The following is a 23,847-nucleotide window of genomic DNA, read 5'->3' as shown; positions in this document are numbered from 1 at the left end:
TGGAACACGTGAAGGCAATCCGTCGATTCACCGTGCGTCCCGTCCTCCCCGACACCCTTCGACCCCTCGCCGACCTCGCGCACAACCTGCGCTGGTCCTGGCACGAACCCACCTGCGCGCTCTTCTCGTCCCTCGCCTCCGAGGACGTGGCCGGCGCCGATCCCGTCCGGATCCTCGGCAGCCTCGAAGCCCCCCGGCTCGCCGCGCTCGCCGCCGACCGGGACTTCCTGGCCCGGCTCGCCGCCGCCGCAGAGGACCTCGACACCTATCTCCACGCCCCCCGCTGGTACCAGGGGCAACCCGGGCAGCCGCCCGCCGCCGTCGCCTACTTCTCGCCCGAGTTCGGCGTCGCCGCTGCCCTGCCCCAGTACTCCGGCGGCCTCGGCATCCTCGCCGGCGACCACCTCAAGTCCGCCAGCGACCTCGGCGTCCCGCTGATCGGCGTCGGCCTGCTCTACCGCCACGGCTACTTCCGGCAGTCCCTCGGCCGCGACGGCTGGCAGCAGGAGCAGTACCCCGTCCTCGACCCCGGCGAGCTGCCGGTCACCCTGCTCCGCGAGGCCGACGGCACCCCCGCCCGGATCACCCTCGCCCTGCCCGGCGGGCGCAGCCTGCACGCCCACATCTGGATCGCGCAGGTCGGCCGCGTCCCGCTCCTCATGCTCGACTCCGACGTCGAGGAGAACGCCCCCGGCGAACGGAGCGTCACCGACCGGCTGTACGGCGGCGGCAGCGAGCACCGGCTCCTCCAGGAGATGCTGCTCGGCATCGGCGGCGTCCGTGCCGTCCGCACGTACACCCGGCTCACCGGCACCCCCGCACCCGAGGTCTTCCACACCAACGAGGGCCACGCCGGACTCCTCGGCCTCGAACGCATCCGCGAACTCCAGGGGGAGGGGCTCGACTTCGACGCCGCCCTGGAGACCGTCAGGGCCGGAACCGTCTTCACCACCCACACCCCCGTCCCGGCCGGCATCGACCGCTTCGACCGCAGCCTGGTCGCCCGCCACCTCGGCCAGGACGGCGCCCTCCCCGGCGTCGACACCGGCCGCGTCCTCGCCCTCGGCGACGAGACCCCGCTCGGCGGCGACCCCGGCGTCTTCAACATGGCCGCCATGGGCCTGCGCCTCGCGCAGCGCGCCAACGGCGTCTCCACCCTCCACGGCGCCGTCAGCCGGTCCATGTTCGCCGGGCTCTGGCCGGGCTTCGACGCCGACGAGGTGCCCATCACCTCGATCACCAACGGCGTCCACGCCCCCACCTGGGTCGCCCCCGAGGTCGGACGGCTCGGCCCCGACGCCTCCGACCGGGAGCTGTGGGAGCTGCGCCGCACCCTCCGCGAACGGCTCGTGACCGACGTACGGGACCGGCTCCGGGCCTCCTGGCGGCACCGCGGCGCCGCCGCCGCCGAACTCGGCTGGACCGACTCCGTCCTCGACCCCGACGTCCTCACCATCGGCTTCGCCCGCCGCGTCCCCTCGTACAAGCGGCTCACGCTCATGCTGCGGGACAAGGACCGGCTGCGCGCCCTGCTGCTCCACCCCGAGAGGCCCGTGCAGCTCGTCGTCGCGGGCAAGGCACACCCCGCCGACGACGGCGGGAAGCGGCTCGTGCAGGAGCTGGTCCGCTTCGCCGACGACCCCCGGGTCCGGCACCGGATCGTCTTCCTGCCCGACTACGGCATGGCGATGGCCCGCGGCCTCTACCCCGGCTGCGACGTCTGGCTCAACAACCCCCTCCGCCCCCTGGAGGCCTGCGGCACCAGCGGCATGAAGGCCGCCCTCAACGGCTGCCTCAACCTCTCCGTCCTCGACGGCTGGTGGGACGAGTGGTTCGAGTCCGACTTCGGCTGGGCCATCCCCACCGCCGACGGCGCGGCCGCCGCCGACGAGGAGCGCCGCGACGACCTGGAGGCCGCCGCCCTCTACGAGCTGATCGAGCGCCGGGTCGCCCCCCGCTTCTACGACCGGGGCCCCGACGGCGTGCCGGCCGCCTGGACGGCGATGGTCCGGCGCACCCTCGCCGACCTCGGCCCGAAGGTGCTCGCCGACCGGATGGTCCGCGAGTACGTCGAGCGGTTGTACGTCCCCGCCGGCGCCGCCCGCCGGGCGCTCACCCCGGACCGGGCGCGGGAACTCGCGGCCTGGAAGGCCCGGGTCCGGGAAGGCTGGCCCAAGGTGTCCGTCGACCACGTCGAGGTCGGCGACGAGCTCGCGGACGACCTGGCGGACGCGGAGCTCGGCTCGACCCCGGTCGTCCGGGTCCGGGTCGCCCTGGGCGAACTCGGCCCCGACGACGTCGAGGTGCAGGCCGTCACCGGCCGGGTCGACGCCGACGACACCCTCGCGGACACCCGCACCGCCACCCTGAAGCCGGCGGGCGGCCCGGACCTGGAGGGGCGCCTGCCCTACGCGGGCACCCTGGAGCTCGACCGGACCGGGCCCTTCGGCTGCACGGTCCGCGTCCTGCCCGCGCACCCGCTCCTCGCCCACCCGTCGGAGCCGGGCCTCCTGGCCCTGCCGGAGGAGACGACGGGGGAGGGCGCGGGCGTCCTGCTGCGGTAGACGGCGCCGGCGCTCCTCGGCGCCGGCGCACTCCGGCGCCGGCGCACTCCGGCGTCAGCGCACCTCGGCCTTGTCGGCGAGGTGCCCGCCGGTGAAGCAGAGCCGGTACACCGGGACCGCGGCGAACAGCGTGGACCGGTAGTACCGGCACTCGTCCACACCGGGCGGCTCCGCCGGAACACCCTTCGGCGGGCCGTCCAGCGGCCGGTCGGGCAGGTCCTCGGCCTCGGTGATGTCGTGGAGGGACTGCCCGATCCGCATCCGCTCGTAGTCGTCCGGCTCCAGGTACGACTGGTGCTGGGTCCACAGCGCCACCCCGGCCATGAGCAGACCGAGCGCGGCGAGCAGCGCGAGCGGGATCCAGATGGCCTGCGCGAGGCCCTTGCGGACCTGGCGGCGGACCCGGTCCAGCTCCCGGGCCGACATGGGCGCGGTGGGGGAGGGCGTGGCGGTCGGGGCGCCGGTGGGCGTCCGGCGCGGCAGGGTCGCCCGGACCGCGAAGCCCCCGTCGGGCGTGGGCCCGTGCGACAGGACCCCGCCCGCCAGTCGTACGCGCTCGTCGAGGCCGACGAGCCCCGTGCCGCCCGAGGCGAGCGGCGACCCGGCCGTACCCGGACCGCTCACGACGTCCACGGCGACGCGCTCGGCGCCGGAGTCGACCCGGACGTCGACGCCGCCGCCCGGCGCGTGCTTCGCCGCGTTGGTGAGCGCCTCCTGCACGACCCGGTGCAGCGCCCAGCCGGCCATCCCGTCCGGCTCCCGCCCCGACCCGGTCACCGTCAGGGTCACCGCGAGGCCCGAGGCTCGGGCGCGGGAGACGAGCTCCTCGACCGGTTCGCCGCCCGGGGCCGTGGGCGCCGGGTCCTCGTCGGGCTGGCGCAGGACGCCGATCACGTCCCGGAGGCGGGCCGTCGCGTCGGCCGCCGCCCGGCGCAGCTCACCGGCCGCGTGCTGCTGGTCCGGGCCGAGCGCCGGGTCGACCTCCAGGGCGCCCGCCCGCACGGCGATCAGGGCCAGGTCGTGGCCCAGGGAGTCGTGCATGTCGCCCGCGATCCTGGACCGCTCCCGCAGCCTCTCCCGGTCGGCGACGGCCGCCTGTTCGCGCTCCATCCGGTCGGCGAGCTCCCAGCCGCTGTGCACGAGCCGGTCGTACTGGCGGACGTACCGGCCGATCAGCCAGGGCGCGACGATCGCCAGGGCCAGCGCGAGGAGCAGCGTGAACCACTGGCCGAGCGAGGTGGCGGTGATACGGGTGAGGAGCAGGCCGACCGCGGCCACCGCGCCGAACAGCCACAGTGCGCCCCGGGTGTGCTCCTGGCGGCGCCCCGCGAGATAGCCGAAGGCGATGAGCGCCAGGCTGTACGAGGGGGTGAACAGCTCCAGGGTGGCGGGCAGGCTCGCCGCGACCGTGACCGCGATCGGCGCCAGCGGCCACCTCCGGCTGACCGCGACGCAGCCGCCGAGCACCACGACGCCGATCGCGACCTGCGCCCAGCTCCCGCCGTCGTTGGGGTCCGACCTCAGCAGCACCGGGACGCACAGCAGCAGCCAGAGACCCAGGTCGAAGAGGCGCTCACGCATCGGGGACCATGCCCGCCTCGTACGCGAGGATCGCGAGCTGCACGCGGTTGCGCAGCCCCAGCCGGCCCAGGACGGCGCTCACGTGCGCCTTGACGGTGCCCTCGACGACGTACATGCGGTCCGCGATCTCCTGGTTGGAGAGACCCGCGCCGAGGAGGGCGACGACCTCCCGCTCGCGGCCGGTGAGCGGCTCCAGCCGGGCCCGCGCCTCGGCGGCCCGGCCCAGGCGTTCGCCGCCGAGCGTGTCGATGACCCGGCGGGCGACGGCGGGGGAGAGCGCGGCGCCGCCGGCGGCCACGGCCCGGACCCCGGCGATGAGTTCGCGCGGGTCCCCGGACTTGAGCAGGAAGCCGCTGACGCCGAGGGCCAGCGCCCGCGCGATGTAGGCGTCCTCGGAGAAGGTGGTGAGCATGACGGCGGCCGTGTCCGGGACGGTCCTGCGGAGCTCCTCCGCGGCGCCGAGCCCGTCGAGCCGGGGCATCCGGATGTCGAGCAGGGCGACGTCGGGGCGGTGCAGCCGGGCGAGTTCGACCGCCTCGTGGCCGTCGCCGGCCTCGGCGACCACCTCGATCCCGGGGTCGGTGGTGAGGATCGCCCGGACCCCTGCCCTGATCATCGTCTCGTCGTCGGCCAGCAGCACCCTGATCATGCGCCCAAGAGTATGCAGACGCGCGGACGCCCGGAGGGAACGATCCCTCCGGGCGTCCGCCCTGTCACTTCAGGCCGAGTGGGCCTTCCCGCTTACGGGAAGGTGAGCTTGAAGTTGTTGATGTAGCCGGTGTCGATCGAGGCCTTGTCCTGGACGCGGAGCTTCCAGGCACCGTTGGCGACCTCGGTGGAGGCGTTCACGGTGAAGGTCTGGACGATGTTGTCGGCGCTGCCGCCGGAGCGGTTGCTGAGGCTGTAGACCGAGCCGTCGGGGGCGACGAGGTCGACGACGAGGTCACCGCGGTAGGTGTGGACGATGTCCACGCCGACCGAGAGGTTGCTCGGGGCGTTGCCGGTGACACCGGTGACGTTGACCGTCGAGGTGACCGCGGCGCCGTTGTCCGGGACGGACACGTCGGCCGAGTTCTCGAAGACCTTGCCGGTGGGCGGGGTGCCGCCGCCGGAGCGCGGGCCCACGTTGATGGCGGCCCAGGCGTCCTCGACGGCCGCGACCTCGGGGCTGGTGGCGCCGTAGAGCGCCTTGGCGACGTCGACCGTTCCGGTGCGGGCACCGGCGTAGTCCGTCGTCGTGCCCCACTTGGTGGTGAGCGCCTTGAACCAGATCAGCTCGGCCTTGGCCCGGCCGATGCCGGTGACGGGCAGGCCGTCGGAGGTCGGCGAGTCGTAGGTGACGCCGTTGACGGTCTTGACGCCGCTGCCCTCGGAGAGCAGGTAGAAGAAGTGGTTCGCCGGGCCCGAGGAGTAGTGGACGTCGATGCCGCCGAGGCCCGAGTACCACGCGTCCTTGGACGAGCCGTCCTTGCTCGGCTTGTCCATGTAGCGGAGCGGGGTGCCGTTGCCGCGGATGTCGATCTTCTCGCCGACCAGGTAGTCGCCCGGGTCGTTGGCGTTGTTGGCGTAGAACTCGACGGCCGCCGCGAAGATGTCCGAGGTGGCCTCGTTGAGGCCGCCGGACTCGCCGCTGTACTGCAGGCCGGCCGTGTTGGAGGTGACGCCGTGCGTCATCTCGTGCGCGGCCACGTCGATGGACGTCAGCGGCTTGGTGTTGCCCGAGCCGTCGCCGTACGTCATGCAGAAGCAGGAGTCCGACCAGAACGCGTTGACGTACGCGTTGCCGTAGTGGACCCGCGAGTACGCGCCGACGCCGTCACCCTTGATGCCGGTGCGGCCGTGCACGTTCTTGTAGTAGTCCCAGGTGAGCGCGGCGCCGTAGTGCGCGTCGGCGCCGGCCGTCTCCTTGTTGGACGGGCTGCCGTTGCCCCACACGTCGGTGGTGTTGCTGAACAGCGTCCCGGTGCCCGACGAACCACCGTTGAGGTTGTACGTCTTGTGGTTGCCGCGGCCGGTGTCGGTCAGCGTGTACGAGGGCGCGGTGCCGAGGGTCACCTGGCCGCTGTACTGCGTGTTGCCGGTGCCGGTCTCGATGGCCTGCCACTCGTACAGCTTCGCGCCGGTCTTGGCGTCCGTGACGACGTGCAGCTCGTTCGGGGTGCCGTCGTGCTGGAGGCCGCCGACGACGGTCTCGTACGCGAGGACGGGGGCGCCCTTGGCCATCCAGACGACCTTGCGCGGGGCGCGGTTCGTCTCGGCCTTGTCGGAGCCCTCCGCCTTCGCGGCGCCCAGAGCCTGCTTCGACGCGGCGGCCGGGGTGACGGTGGCGCTGGTGTCGACGTTCTTCAGCTCCGCGCGGGAAGCCTTGGAGACGCTCTGACGGGCGCCGGCCTTCGACTCCTCGACGATCAGGTCACCGCCGAGGACGGGCAGTCCGGCGTAGGTGCGCTCGTAGCGCGTGTGGGTCGTGCCGTCGCGGTCCTGCACGACGTCGCGGACGACCAGCTTCTCCTGGGCGCCGAGGCCGAGGGACTTGGCCGTGGCGGCCTTGTCGGCGTCGGCCGCCTTGATGAGCGCGACGCGCTCGGCGGGGGTGAGGTCGGCCGGGAGCTTGCCGGGGTTCGCCGAGGTGCCCTTCTGGGCCTGGGGGGCGATGTTCCAGGGGGTGTTCGCCGCGGTGGCGGAACCCGTCTGGACGCCAACGGCGATCATGGCGGCGGCAGCGATCAGAGCGCCGGTCGCGGTGGCGCGACGGCTGGGCGTGGATCTCACGCAGACTCCTTATGCGAGGGGGGTACCGGCGGCCTTGGGTGAGTCCGTCCGGGCAGAGCAAGGAGAGCTGTGGAGCACGTTCGGGGTGGAACTCGTTCGGGTGAAGCGCTGAACAGTGATGCGAAGAACCGGGGAGAGAGTGACAGGAATGACGGGGACCTGTCATGAGTGCGTCAGCAAGTTGGCCGGAATTCGTCCGCTGCCCGTACGTCCGTGTTCGTTAACCGGACGTTTCGTCGATCATGGACGCGATGCCGTCCAACGTTCGCTGAAGCCCGAATTCGAAGAGCGCGTCCAGGTCCAGACCGAACTCGCCGCCGCTGGTCACCGAGTTCAGCTCGGGGTACGAACCGCCCGCCTGGATCGCGTCGAAGCGTGGCTCATTCTGTTCCATCCACTCGCCGTCGGAGATCCCCGTGTCCTGCCGCGCCTGCTCCTCCAGATCGGCCGCCATCGACAGGCCCTGCACGTAGGCGAAGATCAGCAGATGCGCGTGGAGCTTCTCCGTGTGCGTCAGCGGAGTGCCCCGCAACGACTGCAACACCCACTCCAGGTACGCCATCGCGTTCCGCGTCGCGACCGGCCGCGTGAACGAGGCCATCGCGTGCGCCATCCACCGGTGCCGCGCGTACACCCCGCGCAGCCAGCGCGCCCCCTGCTCCAGACCCCCCCGCCACTCCGGCGGCACCGGCCCCAACGGCACCTCGCCGCAGGCCGCGTCCGCCATCAGCCGCACCAGCTCCGCCTTGCCCGGCACATGGCGGTACAGCGTCATCGTCGACACCCCGAGCGCCGTCGCCACCCGGCGCATCGTCAGCGCGTTCAGGCCCTCGGCGTCGGCCAGTTCCAGCGCGGCGTCGACCAGGCGCTGCCGCGTGAGGGGCTCCGTGTCCGGTCCCGCGCCCGGTCCTGTGTCCCGTCCCGCGCCCCGGTCCGTCCGTGCGACGACCACCGTGCCCACCCCCGGCTCGGGGCGCACCAGGCCCTCCTGGCGCAGCACCCCCAGCGCCTTCGTGGCCGTCGCCATCGCCACGCCCCACTCGCGCGTGACGGCCCGCGTCGACGGCACCCGGTCGCCCGGGGACAGTTCGCCCGACCGGATGCGGCGGCGGAGTTCGGCGGCGATGGCGAGGTAGGGCGGCTCGTTCGTCATCCGGTGGAGTGTACTAGTGCGGTCGGGACGGTGTACGCCCATGTGAGCTGGGGGTTTTGGGGTTCGCTGTGCGGTGCACTAGGGCGGGAGTGGCACCGTACGCGCCGCGCTGCTTTCTTCCTCCCATGACACTCACCGCACACCCCGGACACACCGCCGGACCAGGGCCCGCCCGTGCCGGGCGCCGCGAATGGACCGCCCTCGGCGTCCTCATGCTGCCCCTGCTCCTCGTCTCCATGGACGTCTCCGTCCTCTACTTCGCCATCCCCTCCATCAGCGCCGACCTGCGCCCCGGAGCCACCGAACAACTCTGGATCCTCGACACGTACGGGTTCGTCCTCGCCGGACTCCTCGTCACCATGGGCGCCCTCGGCGACCGCGTCGGGCGCCGCAGAGTGCTCCTCGGCGGCGCCGCCCTCTTCGGCGTCGCCTCCGTCGCCGCCGCCTACGCCCACAGCCCCGGCGCCCTCATCGGCGCCCGCGCCCTCCTCGGCCTCGCCGGCGCCTGCCTCATGCCCGCCACCCTCGCCCTGATCCGCAACCTCTTCCAGGACCCGGCCCAGCGCGCCACGGCCGTCACCGCGTGGACCTCCGTCATGGCGAGCGGCATCTCCCTCGGACCCGTCGTCAGCGGCGCGCTCGTCGAACACTTCTGGTGGGGGTCCGTCTTCCTCGTCAACCTGCCCGCGATGGCCCTGCTTCTCGTCCTCGGGCCCCTGCTGCTTCCCGAGTCCAAGGGCGCGGCCCGTGGCGGGCCGTTCGATCTGCTGAGCGCCGCGCTGTCGCTCGCCGCCCTGCTGCCCCTGGTGTACGGGATCAAGGAGATCGCCAAGGAGGGCTGGGCTGTCCTGCCCGCGGTCGGTGTGGCCGGTGGGTTGCTTCTTGCCCTCGTGTTCGTTCGGCGGCAGCGTCGGCTCGACCAGCCCATGATCGACCTCGGGCTGATCCGCACCCGGGCCTACGGCGGCTCCCTCCTCGTCAACCTGCTCGCCATGGTCGCGACCGTCGGCTTCGCCGTCTTCCTCACCCAGTACCTCCAGTCCGTCCTCGGCCAGAGCCCGTTCGAAGCGGCCCTGTGGAGCCTCGTCCCCACCGGTGGCGTTCTTGTCGCCGCCCCGGTGGCCGCGGTGCTCGCCCGGCGGGTCGACCGGGCGTACGTCATGGGTGGCGGGTTCCTCGTCGCCGCCGGCGGCTTCGCCTGGCTCGCCGCGATCGACCGCGCCACGCCCCTCTGGGTGGTCCTGGTGGCCAGTGCCCTCTACGCCGCCGGGCTCGTCTCCGCCATGACCCTCGCCAACGAACTCGCCCTCGGCGCCGCCCCGCCCGAGCGCGCCGGCTCGGCCGCCGCCGTCCTCGAATCGGGGCAGGAGCTGGGCGGGGCGCTCGGCATGGCGGTCCTCGGGTCGATCGGCGCGGCCGTCTACACCGCGGCGATGCCCGCCTCCGCGCCCGCCGCCGCCCGGGAGACGCTGGGAGGTGCGCTGGAGGGCTCGGCGTCCGTCCTCGACGCGGCCCGGGGGGCCTTCACCGAGGCCATGGCCGGTGCTGCCCTGGGCGCCTCCCTGTTGATGGTGGTTGCGGCCGGAGTGGCCTTCGTGGTGCTGCGGCGGACCTGAGCGTGGGGGGCGTTCAGCCCACCAGGCTGTCCCGCCACGCCTGGTGCAGGCTCGCGTAGTGGCCGTCGCCCGAGACCAGGGCCTTGGGCGTGCCGTCCTCGACGATCCTGCCCTGCTCCATGACGAGGACCCGGTCCGCGACCTCGACCGTGGAGAGGCGGTGGGCGATGACCACCGCCGTACGGCCCGCCAGGACCGTGTCCATCGCCCGCTGCACCGCCCGCTCGCCCGGTACGTCCAGCGAGCTCGTCGCCTCGTCCAGGATCAGCACCGCCGGGTCCGCGAGGAGCGCCCGTGCGAAGGCCACCAGTTGGCGCTGGCCCGCCGAGATCCGGCCGCCGCGCTTGCGTACGTCCGTGTCGTAGCCGTCCGGGAGGCTCGCGATGAACTCGTGGGCACCGATGGCCCTGGCCGCCTCCTCGATCTCGTCGCGGGTCGCGTCCGGGCGGCCGATCGCGATGTTCTCCGCCACGGTGCCGGAGAAGAGGAACGCCTCCTGGGTGACCATGACCACGCCCTGGCGGAGGGAGGGGGTGGTGAGGTCCTTGAGGTCGATGCCGTCGAGGAGGACCCTGCCGTCCGTGGGGTCGTAGAAGCGGGAGAGGAGCTTGGCGAGGGTCGATTTGCCCGCGCCTGTCGCTCCGACTACCGCGACCGTCTGGCCTGCGGGGATCGTGAGGTCGAAGGCGGGCAGGACTTCGCCGCCCGTCCGGTACGCGAAGCGGACCTTCTCGAAGACCACCTCGCGGCCCGGTGTGCCCGGGCGTTCCGGCAGTCGGGTGGGGGCCGTCGTCTCCGGGACGCCCGGTTCCTGTGCCAGGAGGCCCGCGATCTTGCCGAGGCTGGCCGCCGCCGACTCGTACGAGTTGAGGAACATGCCGAGGCGGTCGATCGGGTCGTACAGGCGTCGCATGTACAGCACCGCCGCTGCCAGGACGCCCAGTTCCAGCGTGCCGTCCGCGACCCGGTACGCGCCCCACAGGCACATGCCCGCCACCGCCGTGTTCGCGACCAGGCGCGAACCGACCACGTAGCGGGCCATTTCGAGGAGCACGTCGCCGTTGCTGCGCTCGTGGCGGTGGTTGAGGGCCGCGAACTCGGTGTCGTTGGTCCGCTCGCGGCGGAACGCCCGGACCGGGCGGATCCCGTTCATCGTCTCCGCGAACTTCACGATCACGCCCGCGATCGCCGTGGACCGCTCGGCGTACACCTCGCCCGCGCGGCGCTGGTAGATCCGTACGAGCAGGTAGAGGGGGAGGAAGGAGGCCACGGCCACCGCTCCGATGCCGAGGTCCAGCCAGAGGAGGATGGCGGCGATGGAGACGAAGGAGAGGACGACCCCGATCAGTTCCTGGAGGCCCTCCGAGAGCAGCTCGCGGAGCGACTCGACGTCCGTCGTCGAGCGGGAGATCAGCCGGCCCGAGGTGTACCGCTCGTGGAAGTCGACGCTCAGGAGCTGCGCGTGGCGGAAGATCCGGCCCCGGATGTCCAACAGGACGTCCTGGTTGACGCGGGCCGCCACCCGTACGAAGGCGTACTGGAGGAGTCCCGAGAGCGTGGCGCAGAGCAGGTAGCCGAGCGCGACCGCCACCACCGGGCCGTGGTCTCCCGCGCGGAACGCCGGGACGCCCCGGTCGATGGCGTACGCGACGAGCAGCGGGCCCGCCTGGATCGCCGCCTCCTTGAGGAGGAGGACGAGCGCGGCCGTCGTGACCCGCAGGCGGTGGCCGGCGAGGAGGGAGCGCAGCAGCGCGCCCGTCGCGCCGGGGGGTGTCGGCAGGTCGTCGCGGTCGAAGGGGTCCGCGGGTGGTGTCCGGGGGAGTGTCGCCGGGGGTTCGTTCTTGGTGGCGACGGTCGTCTCCGTCATCGGTTCTCGATCCCCTCGTTGTCCTCGCCGGACATCAGCCAGGCGTACTCCTCGCTGCTCCGCAGCAGTTCCTGGTGCGTGCCGACCGCCGTGATGCGGCCCTCGGAGAGCAGCGCGACCCGGTCGGCGAGCATCACCGTCGACGGGCGGTGCGCCACGACCAGCGCCGTCGTCTCGCGCAGCACCTCCCGCAGCGCCGCCTCCACGCGTGCCTCCGTGTGCACGTCGAGCGCCGAGAGGGGGTCGTCGAGGACCAGGAAGCGGGGTTTGCCGACCACCGCGCGTGCCAGCGCGAGGCGCTGGCGCTGGCCGCCCGACAGGCTCAGGCCCTGCTCGCCGACCTGGGTCGCCGAGCCCTCCGGCAGCCGGTCGACGAAGCCGTCGGCCTGCGCCACGCCGAGGGCGCGCCGCAGTTCCGGCTCGCCGGCGCCGGTCGCGGCGCCCATGAGGACGTTCTCCCCGACGCTCGCCGAGAACAGCGTCGGCTCCTCGAAGGCCACCGACACGAGGGTCCGCAGCCGTTCCCGCTCCATCAGGGCGATGTCCTCGCCGTCCAGGAGGATCCGGCCGCCGGTCGCCTCGTGCAGGCGCGGTACGAGCGCGGTGAGCGTCGTCTTGCCGGAGCCGGTGCCGCCGACCAGGGCCAGCGTCTCGCCGGGGCGGATGTGCAGGTCGATCCCGTCCAGGACGGGCGGCGTGCCGTCCGGTGCGTCCGGGTAGCGGAACGACACGCCCTCGAAGCGGACCCCGTCGGGGCCGTCCGCCGCGGTGGGCGAGGCGGTGGCCGTCTCCGGTTCCTCCTCCGCGTCCATCACCTCGAAGTACCGTTCCGTCGCGGTCGCGGCCTCCTGGCTCATCGCGAGGAGGAAGCCGATCGACTCGACCGGCCAGCGCAGCGCGAGCGCCGTCGAAAGGAACGCGACGAGGGTGCCCGCCGACAGGTCGCCGTCCGCGACCTGCACGGTGCCGAGGACCAGGGCCGCCCCGATGGCCAGCTCGGGGACGACGGTGATGACCGCCCAGATCATGGCGAGCAGCCGGGCCTTGGTCAGCTCGGTGCCCCGCAGGAGTTCGGCGAGCGAGCGGAAGGCCCGGGCCTGGCTGCGGTGCCGGCCGAAGCCCTTGATGATCCGGATGCCCAGGACGCTCTCCTCGACGACCGTCGTCAGGTCGCCGACCTGGTCCTGGGCGCGGCGGGCCACGACCCCGTACCGGCTCTCGAAGAGCGAGCAGACGATGACGAGCGGTACGACGGGCGTGAGCAGCACCAGGCCGAGGGACCAGTCCTGGGCGAGCAGCAGCACGTAACCGGCGAGGATCGTCACGCCGTTGACCAGCAGGAAGGTCAGGGGGAAGGCGAGGAACATCCGGACCAGCATGAGGTCGGTCGTGCCGCGCGAAAGCAGCTGCCCCGACGCCCACCGGTCGTGGAAGGCGATCGGCAGCCGCTGGAGCCTGCGGTACAGATCGGCCCGCATCCGTGCCTCGACCCCGGCGAGCGGCCGCGCCACCAGCCAGCGCCGGTACCCGAAGAGGACGGCCTCGGCGATGCCGAGCAGGAGGAGGTAGAGCGCCCCCAGCCAGACGCCGCTCGGATCGTGGTCGGTGATGGGTCCGTCGACCATCCATTTCAGGACGAGCGGGATGACGAGGGACAGACAGGAGGCGACGATCGCGACGATCGCCGCCGTGACCAACCGCCCCCGCACGGGCCGCACGTACGGCCACAGCCGCAACAGCACGCGCACCGCGGAGCGGTCGGGGGACGGATTCTCTGGGGGCAAGGGTTTCTCGGGCATCAGGGCCGACCCTACGGTTCACCACTGACACGTCTCATCCGGTTTTCCCGCCGCCCTGCCGCGCGGGGGGTTCCCGGAGTCGCGGGCCGACCGTCGGACCCGGAGTCGTACCCGGCATCCACCGATCGGCTGATGCCGTTTCGAGCGCGATGGCCGATGCCCGGGATCTGCCGCGCTCGGCAGTCTGGGGACATGACAGCGATCGAAGTGCGGGGACTGCACAAGGCTTACGGCGGCCGGAAGGTCGTCGACGGGGTTTCCTTCGAGGTCGGCGAGGGGGAGATCTTCGGGATCCTCGGCCCCAACGGCGCCGGGAAGACCACGACCGTGGAGTGCGTCGAAGGGCTGCGGACCCCCGACGAGGGGCAGGTGCGCGTCTGCGGGTACGACCCTGCGACACAGCGGGACGACGTCACCCGGGTCCTCGGGGTCCAGCTCCAGGAGAGCGAGCTCCAGGCCAAGCTGACCGTCCGTGAGGCGCTCGACCTGTACGCCTCCTTCTACGAGCGGCCCGCCGACCGGCAGGCGCTCGCCGAGCGGCTCGGGCTGCTTCCGTACCTGCGGACCCGGTTCGGGAAGCTGTCCGGGGGCCAGAAGCAGCGGCTGTTCATCGCCCTCGCGCTCCTCGGCGACCCCCGGGTCGTCGTCCTCGACGAACTCACCGCGGGTCTCGACCCGCGCGCCCGCCGCGAGGTGTGGACGCTTGTCGAGTCCCTCCGCGACGCTGGGGTGACGGTGCTGCTCGTCACCCACTTCATGGAGGAGGCCCAGCGGCTCTGCGACCGGATCGCCGTCCTCGACCAGGGCCGGATCACCGCGCTCGACACCCCCCACGGCCTGATCGGCCGGGCCTCGGCCGCCAAGGAGATCTCCTTCGCCGCCGGCACCCCGCTCGACCCGGAGGCGCTGCGGGCCCTGCCCGGTGCCGTGTCCGTCGGGACGGCGGACGGGCGGACGGTCGTCGCCGGCACGGACGAGACCGTCGCCGCCTTCGTCTCGCTCCTCGCCCGCCAGGGCGTCACGGCCGGTCAGCTCCGGGTCGCCGACGCCACCCTCGACGACGCCTACCTCGACCTGACGGGAACCGATCTCCGATGAGCACTCCCAGCCCCGCCGTGGCCGTCCTGCGCACCGAGGCCCGGCTCTTCACCCGCGAACCGGGTTCCCTGTTCTGGGTGATGCTCTCGCCGACGGTGCTGCTCGTGATCCTCGGACTGATCCCCTCCTTCCGGGAGGCCTCCGAGGACCTCGGCGGGCGCCGCGTCATCGACGTCTACGTCCCTGTCTCCGTCCTGTTCGCCCTCATCATGTCCGGGCTCCAGGCCATGCCCCCGGTCCTCGCCGGCTACCGCGAACGCGGCATCCTGCGCCGGATGTCCACCACTCCCGTACGCCCCGGGGCGCTGCTCACCGCCCAGATCGCGCTGCACGGCGCCGCGGCGCTAGTCTCGTCGCTGCTGGTGATCGCGGTGGGCCGGATCGCCTTCGGCGTCGCCCTGCCGGGGAACCCCGCCGGCTACCTCCTCGCCCTGCTCCTCGCCGTCGCGGGCGGTCTCGCCCTCGGCTCGGCCGTGTGCGCGGTCTCCCGGACACAGAAGATCGCCACCGCCGTCGGTTCGTTCGTCTTCTTCCCCACCATGTTCACGGCCGGGGTCTGGGTGCCCGTCCAGGCCATGCCGGATACGCTGCAGCGGTTCGTCGGGCTCACCCCGTTCGGCGCCGCCTCCGAGGCCCTCGACGCCGCCGCCTCGGGAGGATGGCCCGGCTGGGCCGCGCTCGGTGTGATGGCCCTGTGGACGGCCGCGCTGACCGGCGCCGCGGCGCGCTGGTTCCGCTGGGAATGAGCCGGGAGCGGCCGGGGAACGAGCCGGGAACGAGAGGGGGCGGCGGGATGCCCGTCACCGTCGAGGAGCGCTGGCGCCAGTTCTTCCGCTGGGGGCCGTACGGACTGCTCGGCATCGCCGCCGTGATCGCCGGGGTGTCGGTGGACGTGTTCATGGACCGTACGGAGCGGGTGGCGGCCGGTGTTCTGCTGGCGGCGGTGATCCTCCTCCACGTGGTGTGGGACCTCCGCTGCCGCCGGGTGGTCGCGGCCACCGGGTGGGGGCCCGAGCTGCCCGGGTGCGGACCCGTTCTCGTGCCGGGGGCACCCGGACCCGCCTCCGCTGCCTACTTCCTCGTCCGTACCGCCCTCGCCTTCGCGCTGACCTGGCTCAGCCCCTTCTTCTCGATCTACGCCTGCATCGGCTACTTCGACGCCACCCATCTGCTGCCCCGCCGCCTCTCCCGGGCCGGGCTCCTCGTCACCGCCGTCATCATGGCCGGCTCCCAGTCCGGCAGCCTGCCGCCCGTCTCCCTCGTGCAATGGTTCGCCTTCGGCGGCCTGTTCGCCCTGAACGCCTGCCTCGCCGTGGGCTTCTCCCACCTCGGTACGAAGGAGGCGGAGAAGGCCGCCGAGCGAGCCGCCACCATCGCCGAACTCGGCCGCGCCAACAGCCGTCTCGAACAGGCCCTCGCCGAGAACGCGGCCCTCCAGGCGCAGCTCCTCCTCCAGGCCCGGGAGGCCGGGGTCGCCGACGAGCGGCGCCGGCTCGCCGCCGAGATCCACGACACGATCGCCCAGGGCCTCACCGGTGTCGTCACCCAGCTCCAGGCCGCGTCCGCCGCTGCCCCCGACGCCGGTCGCGCCGAGGCGCACCTCCGGCGGGCCGCCGACCTCGCCCGGCACAGCCTCGGCGAGGCCCGCCGCTCCGTGCGGAACCTCAGCCCGGTCGCCCTGGAGCACGACTCCCTCCCGGAGGCCCTCCGCAAGACGGTCGCCGACTGGGCCGACCGCACCGGCGTCGACACCCGGTTCACCGTGACCGGCGTCGAGGAGCCGCTCCACGACGAGGTGGCCGCCACGCTCCTGCGGATCGCCCAGGAGGCCCTGTCCAACGCCGCACGCCACTCCGGGGCCGACCGGGCCGGCGTCACCCTCTCCTACATGGGCGACGAGATCACCCTGGACGTACGGGACGACGGACGCGGCTTCGACCCGCTCGCCCTTCCCGCTCGGAGCGGCGGCGACGGCGGCGGGTTCGGGCTCGGCGGGATGCGGGCCCGCGCCGCGCGCCTCGCCGGTTCCGTCGTCGTGGAGACCGCACCGGGCGAGGGGACGGCGATCTCCGCTCGCGTACCGTTGGGCGCGCCATGACTGACATCACCCTTCTGATCGTCGACGACCACCCCGTCGTGCGGGACGGCCTGCGCGGCATGTTCGCCGCCGAAGGCTCCGGCTTCCGTGTCCTCGGCGAGGCCCCCGACGGCGTACGGGGCGTCGAACTCGCCCGGGAACTCGACCCCGACGTCGTCCTCATGGACCTGCGCATGCCGGGTGGCGGCGGCGTCGACGCCATCGCCGAGCTCACCCGGCGCGGCGCCCGCTCCCGTGTCCTCGTCCTCACCACGTACGACACGGACACCGACACCCTTCCGGCGATCGAGGCCGGTGCCACCGGCTATCTCCTCAAGGACGCGCCCCGGGAGGAGCTGTTCGCGGCCGTGCGGGCCGCCGCCGAGGGCCGTACCGTCCTCTCCCCGGCCGTCGCCTCGCGACTGGTCACGGCCGTCCGCGCCCCCGCCGCCGCGGCCGCGGGCACCGCGCTCTCCGCCCGCGAGGGCGAGATCCTCGCCCTCGTCGCGAAGGGCACCGCCAACCGGGCCATCGCCGCCGAGCTCTTCATCAGCGAGGCCACCGTGAAGACCCACCTCACGCACATCTACGGCAAGCTGGGGGTCAAGGACCGGGCGGCCGCCGTCGCCGCCGGCTACGACCGGGGGATTCTGGGCCGCTCCTGAGGTCCGGGCCTCACCCCCGGACCCGCAGCAGCACCGTCGAGCGGGCGCCCACCGTGATCGTCTCGCCGCCCCGGTGGAGTGTTCCCGGGGGCGCCGACTGGTCCTCGTGGGCCGTGTCGACGACCAGTTCGTACGACTCCGCCCACGGCGGGCCCGGAAGGCGGAACTCCAGCGGGCGGGGCCCGGCGTGCAGGACGGCGAGGAAGCTGTCGTCGGTGATCTGCTCGCCGCGTTCGTCGCGGCCCGGGATGTCGCGGCCCGAGAGGTAGAGGCCGAGCGTCGCCGTCGGCGCGTACCAGTCCCGTTCCGTCATCTCGCCGCCGTCCGCGCCGAACCAGGCCAGGTCCCGCAGCCCGTCCGCGCCCTGCGGACGCCCCGAGAAGAAGGCCCGGCGGCGCAGCACCGGGTGGTGGTGGCGCAGGGCGAGCAGCCGGCGGGTGAGGGCGAGGAGCTGGGCCCGGCCCGGGTCCTCCGGCAGGGACCAGTCGAGCCAGCCGATCTCGTTGTCCTGGCAGTACGCGTTGTTGTTGCCGCCCTGGGTGCGGCCCATCTCGTCGCCGGCGACGAGCATCGGGACCCCGGTGGACAGGAGGAGGGTGGTGAGGAGGTTGCGGAGCTGGCGGAGACGGAGGGACCGGATCTCCGGGTCGTCGGTCTCGCCCTCCGTCCCGCAGTTCCAGGAGCGGTTGTCGTGGGTGCCGTCCCGGTTGCCCTCGCCGTTGGCCTCGTTGTGCTTCCGCTCGTACGTGACGAGGTCCCGGAGGGTGAAGCCGTCGTGCGCGGTGACGAAGTTGACGGAGGCGTACGGCCGGCGCCCGCCCCAGGCGTACAGGTCGCTGGAGCCGGAGAGCCGGTAGCCGAGGTCCCGTACGTCGGGCAGCGCGCCCCGCCAGAAGTCCCGGACGGCGTCCCGGTAGCGGTCGTTCCACTCGGTCCAGAGCGGCGGGAAGGCGCCCACCTGGTAGCCGCCGTTGCCCACGTCCCAGGGTTCGGCGATGAGTTTGACCCGGCGCAGGACGGGGTCTTGTGCGATGACCGCGAGGAAGGGGGAGAGCATGTCGACGTCGTGCATCGAGCGGGCCAGGGCCGCCGCCAGGTCGAAGCGGAAGCCGTCGACGCCCATCTCCGTGACCCAGTAGCGGAGGCTGTCGGTGATGAGCCGCAGCACCTGCGGCTGCACGACGTGCAGGGTGTTGCCGCAGCCCGTGTAGTCGGCGTACCGGCGGGCGTCGGACTGGAGCCGGTAGTAGCCGCGGTTGTCGATGCCCTTGAGGGAGAGGGTGGGGCCCAGCTCGCCCGCCTCCGCCGTGTGGTTGTAGACGACGTCGAGGATGACCTCGATGCCGGCCGCGTGCAGCGCCCGCACCATCCTCTTGAACTCGCCGACCTGCTGCCCGGTCGTCCCGGAGGAGGAGTAGGCGGCGTGCGGGGCGAAGTAGCCGAGGGAGTTGTAGCCCCAGTAGTTGCGCAGGCCGCGCCGCAGGAGGTGGTCCTCGTGCGCGAACTGATGGACCGGCAGGAGTTCGACCGCCGTCACCCCCAGCTGTACGAGGTGCTCGATCGCCGCCGGGTGCGCGAGCCCCGCGTACGTGCCGCGCAGCCGCTCCGGGATGCCGGGGTGCTGTTGGGTGAAGCCCTTCACGTGCAGCTCGTAGATGACCGAGTCCTGCCAGGGCGTCTTGGGCCTGCGGTCGTCCGACCAGTCGTCGTCGTCATGGACGACGATCCCCTTCGGGACGTACGGGGCGGAGTCCCGGTCGTCGCGGACGGTGTCGGCGACGTGCTGCTGCGGCCAGTCCCGTACGTGCCCGTACACCTCCGGAGGGAGGGAGAAGTCGCCTTCGACGGCCCGCGCGTACGGGTCGAGGAGCAGCTTCGCCGGGTTCCAGCGGGCCCCCGTCCACGGGTCCCACCGGCCGTGCACCCGGTAGCCGTACCGCTGCCCGGCGCCGATCCCGGGCACGAAGCCGTGCCAGATCTCGTGGGTCAGCTCGGTCAGCGGAAGCCGCCGCTCCGTCCCGTCCCCGTCGAACAGGCACAGCTCCACGGCCTCCGCGCCCCCCGCCCACAGGGCGAAGTTGGTGCCGGTCACCCCACCGGGCCCGATCCGGCAGCGGGCCCCGAGGGGCGTCGGCGCCCCCGGCCATACCGGCGGCCCGGCCCGCTCCAGGGCACGTTCCTGTACCGCCTCCTGCTCGGCTGCGCTCGACACCGTCCCGGCCTCCCGCGGCTCGTGGGGCTCGTGGGGCCCGCACCGGGGGAGTGGCGGCGTCCCGGCCACCGCTCCCCCGCGTCGTTCTTTCGCGTCGTCCTCCCTGTTCTGCCCGCACGGCCGTGCTCCCAACATGGCCCGCACGCACGTTTCCCCTGGAGGGGGCCTGTCGTTGGGCCGAGCGTGAATCGTGTATGGAAGCGGGCGAGGTACGCCCTGGCGGTGGCGGGACTGATGGCGGGCCTTGCGGGCTGCACAGCAGCGGGCGGCGAAGGGGGCATCGACATCTCCCTGCCGGGCAAGGCGCGGGCCCCCGGAGATGTCATCCGGGTGAGTCCGGAGGACGGCAGCCGGGGGGTGCCGGCCGCGGGCCCCGTCGAGGTACGGGTGGACAGCGGGCGGCTCGAACGGGTGACGGTCGTCCAAGTGGAGGACGCCCAACGGACCCGGGTCGCCGGCGAGATCTCCGCGGACGGGCTGCGCTGGCGGCCCCGGGCCGACGCCCGGCTCGCGCTGGCCGCCAAGTACAGCGTGGACGCCGTCGCGCTCGACGCCCACGGCCGCCGCTCCGCCCGGCACACCACCTTCACGACCGTGGTGCCGGAGAGCCGGTTCATCGGCTATTTCAAACCGGAGAACCGTTCCACTGTCGGCACCGGCATGATCGTCTCCTTCTCCTTCAACCGGCCCATCGAGAACCGGGACGACGTCGAGCGGGCCGTCCGGATCACCTCGGACCCGCCGGTCGAGGTGGTCGGCCACTGGTTCGGCAAGGAGCGGCTCGACTTCCGCCCCGCCGCGTACTGGCAGCCGGGCACGAAGGTCACCGTCGAGCTCGCCCTGCGCGACGTCGAGGGCGCGCCGGGCGTGTACGGCATCCAGCGCAAGAAGGTCGGCTTCACCGTCGGCCGCTCCCAGGTCTCCCTGGTCGACGCCGCCGCGCACACCATGGAGGTCCGCAGGAACGGCGAGGTCCTGACGACCGTGCCGATCACCGCGGGCGCGCCGAAGACCACCACGTACAACGGGAAGATGGTCGTCACGGAGCTGTACGACGTGACGCGGATGGACGGGCGGACGGTCGGCTTCGGCGGCGAGTACGACATCAAGGACGTCCCGCACGCGATGCGGCTCACCGAGTCGGGGACCTTCCTGCACGGCAACTACTGGGCCTCGGACGACACGTTCGGCACCGCCAACGTCAGTCACGGCTGCGTGGGGCTGCGGGACGACAAGGGCGGCAGCGCGGATTCGCCGGCGGGCTGGTTCTTCGACCGGACGCTCATCGGCGACGTGGTGGAGGTGGTCAACTCCCAGGACCGAACGGTCGCTCCCGACAACGGGCTCGGCGGATGGAACCTGGACTGGACCCGGTGGAAGGCCGGTTCGGCGCTGCGCTGAGCCGAGCCCCTGGCGCGTCCCCTAGCGCGTCCCCGCCCGTGTCCTTCCCGCGTCCCCCGTGCCCTCCCGCGTCCCTTTTGCCACCGGGTCATCACCCTGCCGCCCTAGCACGCCGATCGGGACGGAACGGTGACATTCGCGAGGATCTTTCGTGTCCTGCGGTGTGATTATCTAGCGCCGTGTGCGCGAGCGGATGCGCACGGGGGTGGGGCCGTGGCGTTGCCAGGCCGCGTGAGGGGAGAAGACCACAGTGAACGGGTTGCCGATATCGGGGGCATCGGTACGAGCGACGGGCCGGCGCGGCCGACGACGCGGGGGCGTCCGTCTGCAGGCGCTGGCCGCGGGGGCGCTGCTCATCGTCCTCACCGCCTGCGGCGGTGGCGAGACGGCCACCGGCGGTGGCAAGGGGGCCCAGGATCCGGCGTCGCAGGGGAGCGGCAAGCCGGAGAACGCCGCCTCGCAGGCGGTCGTGACGGTCCTTCCGAAGGACGGCGCCGACTCGGTGGCCACCAGCGGGGCCCTCAAGGTCACCGCCGAGCAGGGCAAGCTGACGACGGTCGAGGTCGCCGACTCCAAGGGCACCGCGATCGAGGGCAGGATCGCGGCCGACGGTGCCAGCTGGGCGCCCTCCGCGCACCTGTCCGCGGGGACCCAGTACAAGGTCCACGCGATCGCGAAGGACGCAGAGGGCCGCGAGTCGGCGAAGGACACCACCTTCACGACCCTGGTCCCGAAGAACACCTTCATCGGCCACTACACGCCGGAGGACGGTGCGACCGTCGGCGTCGGCATGCCGGTCTCCATCAACTTCACCCGGGGCATCACCGACCCCGAGGCGGTCGAGAAGGCCGTCAAGGTGACGGCCGAGCCGGCCGTGGAGATCGAGGGGCACTGGTTCGGCAACGACCGCCTCGACTTCCGCCCGGAGAAGTACTGGGCCGCGGGCACCAAGGTCACCGTGCACCTCAACCTGGACGGCGTCGAGGGCCGCCCGGGCGTCTACGGCAAGCAGAAGAAGACGGTCACCTTCACCATCGGCCGCCGTCAGGTCTCCACCGTCGACGCGAGCGCCAAGACGATGAAGATCGAGCGGGACGGCGCGATCATCAAGACGCTGCCGATCACCGCGGGCGCCCCGTCGACGACCACGTACAACGGCGAGATGGTCATCAGCGAGAAGTACAAGGTGACCCGCATGAACGGGGCCACGGTCGGCTTCGGCGGCGAGTACGACATCAAGGACGTCCCGCACGCGATGCGTCTGTCCACCTCGGGCACCTTCGTGCACGGCAACTACTGGGCCCCGAAGAGCACCTTCGGCTCCTCGAACGTCAGCCACGGCTGCGTCGGCCTGTCGGACACGCGCGGCGCGGGCGACAGCACGACCCCGGCGGCCTGGTTCTTCGACCGCTCGATCATCGGTGACGTGATCGTCGTGAAGAACTCCAAGGACAAGCAGATCCAGCCGGAGAACGGCCTCAACGGCTGGAACATGCCGTGGGCGGAGTGGACCGCCTAGTCCGCCTCCGCAGGTCACGCGAGGGGCCCGGTGCTGTGAGCAACAGCACCGGGCCCCTTCGCGTTAACGCCTACTAACCTTCCTCCCATGACTGTGAACCTCGAAGTCGCCGATGGCGTCGGCACGATCCGCCTCGACCGCCCCCCGATGAACGCCCTCGACATCGCCACGCAGGACCGGCTGCGCGAGCTGGCCCAGGAGGCGACCGACCGCGACGACGTGCGGGCCGTGATCCTCTACGGCGGCGAGAAGGTGTTCGCGGCCGGCGCGGACATCAAGGAGATGCAGGTCATGGACCACGTGGCCATGGTCAAGCGCTCGCGCGCCCTCCAGGACTCCTTCACCGCGATCGCCCGCATCCCCAAGCCGGTCGTCGCCGCCGTCACCGGCTACGCCCTCGGGGGCGGCTGCGAGCTGGCGCTCTGCGCCGACTACCGGATCGCCGCCGACAACGCGAAGCTGGGCCAGCCGGAGATCCTGCTCGGCCTGATCCCCGGCGCGGGCGGCACCCAGCGGCTTTCCCGGCTCATCGGCCCCTCCCGCGCCAAGGACCTCATCTTCACCGGCCGCATGGTGAAGGCGGACGAGGCCCTCACCCTCGGCCTGGTCGACCGGGTCGTCCCGGCCGCCGAGGTGTACGAGCAGGCGCACGCCTGGGCCGCGAAGCTGGCGCAGGGCCCGGCGGTCGCCCTGCGGGCCGCGAAGGAGGCGGTCGACCAGGGTCTGGAGGCCGACATCGACACCGGTCTCGCCATCGAACGCACCTGGTTCGCGGGGCTGTTCGCCACCGCCGACCGGGAGAACGGGATGCGCAGCTTCGTCGAGGAGGGCCCGGGCAAGGCGAAGTTCGCCTGAGCCGCTTCCGCAGGGGCCGATTCCGTCGGAACGGCCCCCGCGGACGGCTCCGTGCGGCCATGATGGGGGCATGGCGGGCCTGGAGGGTACGGAACAACCGTGGCAGCGCGGCAGCGCCGCCGCCGCACGGTGGTCACCGGCCGTGGATGACGAACAGGTCGCCGACGTACTGGAGTTGTACGGCAACCCGGCCGAGGAGGACGTGCGGCTGCCGTCCCGGCCCGAGTCCGCGTGGGTGGCCCGCCGGCTCACACAGGGCGTGGTCCTGCGCCAGTGGGGGCTCGGCCCGCAGATCGCCGAGCACGCGGTGCTGCTCGTCTCGGAGCTCGTCGGGAACGCCGTCCGGCACACCGGCGCCCGCTCCTTCGCGCTGCGGCTGCACCGGCGGCGCGGCTGGATCCGGATCGAGGTCCGCGACCCCTCGCGCGGGCTGCCCTGCCTGATGCCCGTGAGCGAGCTCGACACGAGCGGCCGCGGGCTCTTCCTCGTCGACAAGCTCTCCGACCGCTGGGGCGTGGACCTCGCGCCGCGCGGCAAGACGACCTGGTTCGAGATGCGCGTCGCCGACCGCGCCTGAGCCGACCGCGACTGAACCGACCGCGCCTGAGTCGTCCGCACCTGAACCGTCCTCCGAGGCGCTCCGGGTGCACGAAAGCCCCCGTCCGCCG

17 protein-coding genes are annotated in these 23,847 nt (G+C 72.8%); 10 read left to right on the top strand and 7 right to left on the bottom strand.

From position 1 onward, the window contains the following. Positions 1-8 precede the first annotated feature (8 nt). Positions 9-2,564, top strand: a complete 2,556-nt coding sequence (gene glgP, locus ACFC0G_RS09550; protein WP_376399821.1) for an alpha-glucan family phosphorylase — start codon at positions 9-11, stop codon at positions 2,562-2,564. Between the two features lie 54 nt (positions 2,565-2,618). Here glgP and ACFC0G_RS09545 read toward each other — a convergent pair whose 3' ends face one another. The 4 genes from ACFC0G_RS09545 to ACFC0G_RS09530 all read right to left on the bottom strand — a co-directional run bounded on the left by ACFC0G_RS09545 (position 2,619) and on the right by ACFC0G_RS09530 (position 8,070). Further along, positions 2,619-4,145 (bottom strand): sensor histidine kinase, encoded by a 1,527-nt coding sequence (locus ACFC0G_RS09545; RefSeq protein ID WP_376399818.1) that lies wholly within the window; start codon positions 4,143-4,145, stop codon positions 2,619-2,621. After that, positions 4,138-4,794, bottom strand: a complete 657-nt coding sequence (locus ACFC0G_RS09540) for a response regulator (RefSeq protein WP_376399815.1) — start codon at positions 4,792-4,794, stop codon at positions 4,138-4,140. Before ACFC0G_RS09540 ends, ACFC0G_RS09545 begins: the two co-directional genes overlap by 8 nt. A gap of 92 nt (positions 4,795-4,886) precedes the next feature. Then, positions 4,887-6,917 (bottom strand): M4 family metallopeptidase, encoded by a 2,031-nt coding sequence (locus ACFC0G_RS09535; protein ID WP_376399812.1) that lies wholly within the window; start codon positions 6,915-6,917, stop codon positions 4,887-4,889. A 220-nt stretch (positions 6,918-7,137) separates the two neighbouring features. Further along, entirely contained in the window at positions 7,138-8,070 is a 933-nt protein-coding gene (locus ACFC0G_RS09530) for a TetR/AcrR family transcriptional regulator C-terminal domain-containing protein (RefSeq protein ID WP_376399809.1), read from the bottom strand. Between the two features lie 125 nt (positions 8,071-8,195). Here ACFC0G_RS09530 and ACFC0G_RS09525 point away from each other — a divergent pair, with 125 nt between their 5' ends. Next, positions 8,196-9,686 carry an MFS transporter gene (locus ACFC0G_RS09525; protein WP_376399806.1) on the top strand — a complete coding sequence of 497 codons (1,491 nt, stop codon included), beginning with the start codon at positions 8,196-8,198 and terminating at the stop codon, positions 9,684-9,686. 13 nt (positions 9,687-9,699) lie between these two features. Here ACFC0G_RS09525 and ACFC0G_RS09520 read toward each other — a convergent pair whose 3' ends face one another. Both ACFC0G_RS09520 and ACFC0G_RS09515 read right to left on the bottom strand, forming a co-directional pair. Then, a complete protein-coding gene (locus ACFC0G_RS09520; protein ID WP_376399804.1) occupies positions 9,700-11,553 on the bottom strand; it encodes an ABC transporter ATP-binding protein in 1,854 nt (617 codons plus the stop codon). Then, positions 11,550-13,352, bottom strand: a complete 1,803-nt coding sequence (locus tag ACFC0G_RS09515) for an ABC transporter ATP-binding protein (RefSeq protein WP_376399800.1) — start codon at positions 13,350-13,352, stop codon at positions 11,550-11,552. The genes ACFC0G_RS09520 and ACFC0G_RS09515 overlap by 4 nt, the downstream gene beginning before the upstream one ends. A 192-nt stretch (positions 13,353-13,544) precedes the next feature. On the opposite strand from ACFC0G_RS09515, the gene ACFC0G_RS09510 reads away from it, so the two are divergent. Genes ACFC0G_RS09510 through ACFC0G_RS09495 form a run of 4 tightly spaced genes read left to right on the top strand, consistent with a single transcriptional unit; the run spans position 13,545 to position 17,192 of the window. Further along, positions 13,545-14,450: an ABC transporter ATP-binding protein gene (locus ACFC0G_RS09510; protein ID WP_376399797.1), complete on the top strand. Its 906-nt coding sequence runs from the start codon at positions 13,545-13,547 to the stop codon at positions 14,448-14,450. Continuing rightward, on the top strand, positions 14,447-15,196 hold the full coding sequence (locus ACFC0G_RS09505) for an ABC transporter permease (protein WP_376399795.1): 750 nt from the start codon (positions 14,447-14,449) through the stop codon (positions 15,194-15,196). The genes ACFC0G_RS09510 and ACFC0G_RS09505 overlap by 4 nt, the downstream gene beginning before the upstream one ends. A 47-nt stretch (positions 15,197-15,243) precedes the next feature. Beyond that, positions 15,244-16,548 carry a sensor histidine kinase gene (locus ACFC0G_RS09500; RefSeq protein ID WP_376399793.1) on the top strand — a complete coding sequence of 435 codons (1,305 nt, stop codon included), beginning with the start codon at positions 15,244-15,246 and terminating at the stop codon, positions 16,546-16,548. Next, a complete protein-coding gene (locus ACFC0G_RS09495; protein WP_376399790.1) occupies positions 16,545-17,192 on the top strand; it encodes a response regulator in 648 nt (215 codons plus the stop codon). The genes ACFC0G_RS09500 and ACFC0G_RS09495 overlap by 4 nt, the downstream gene beginning before the upstream one ends. 10 nt (positions 17,193-17,202) lie before the next feature. Here the strand turns inward: ACFC0G_RS09495 and glgX are convergent, their stop codons facing one another. Beyond that, positions 17,203-19,404: a glycogen debranching protein GlgX gene (gene glgX / locus ACFC0G_RS09490; RefSeq protein ID WP_376399787.1), complete on the bottom strand. Its 2,202-nt coding sequence runs from the start codon at positions 19,402-19,404 to the stop codon at positions 17,203-17,205. Between the two features lie 234 nt (positions 19,405-19,638). Between glgX and ACFC0G_RS09485 the strand changes: the two genes are divergently transcribed. The 4 genes from ACFC0G_RS09485 (at position 19,639) to ACFC0G_RS09470 (ending at position 23,756) form a co-directional block, all read left to right on the top strand. Then, positions 19,639-20,805, top strand: a complete 1,167-nt coding sequence (locus tag ACFC0G_RS09485; protein WP_376399785.1) for an Ig-like domain-containing protein — start codon at positions 19,639-19,641, stop codon at positions 20,803-20,805. 250 nt (positions 20,806-21,055) lie between these two features. Then, positions 21,056-22,324, top strand: a complete 1,269-nt coding sequence (locus ACFC0G_RS09480; protein ID WP_376399782.1) for an Ig-like domain-containing protein — start codon at positions 21,056-21,058, stop codon at positions 22,322-22,324. 87 nt (positions 22,325-22,411) lie between these two features. Further along, positions 22,412-23,179, top strand: a complete 768-nt coding sequence (locus tag ACFC0G_RS09475) for an enoyl-CoA hydratase/isomerase family protein (protein WP_024755207.1) — start codon at positions 22,412-22,414, stop codon at positions 23,177-23,179. A 70-nt stretch (positions 23,180-23,249) separates the two neighbouring features. Then, positions 23,250-23,756, top strand: coding sequence for an ATP-binding protein (locus ACFC0G_RS09470; protein ID WP_376399779.1), 507 nt, complete (start codon positions 23,250-23,252; stop codon positions 23,754-23,756). Positions 23,757-23,847: the final 91 nt, after the last annotated feature.

It is taken from the genome of Streptomyces sp. NPDC056169, from assembly GCF_042268445.1.
In the GTDB taxonomy this organism is placed as follows: Bacteria; Actinomycetota; Actinomycetes; order Streptomycetales; family Streptomycetaceae; genus Streptomyces.
This window is presented reverse-complemented; position numbering and strand designations above follow the sequence as displayed.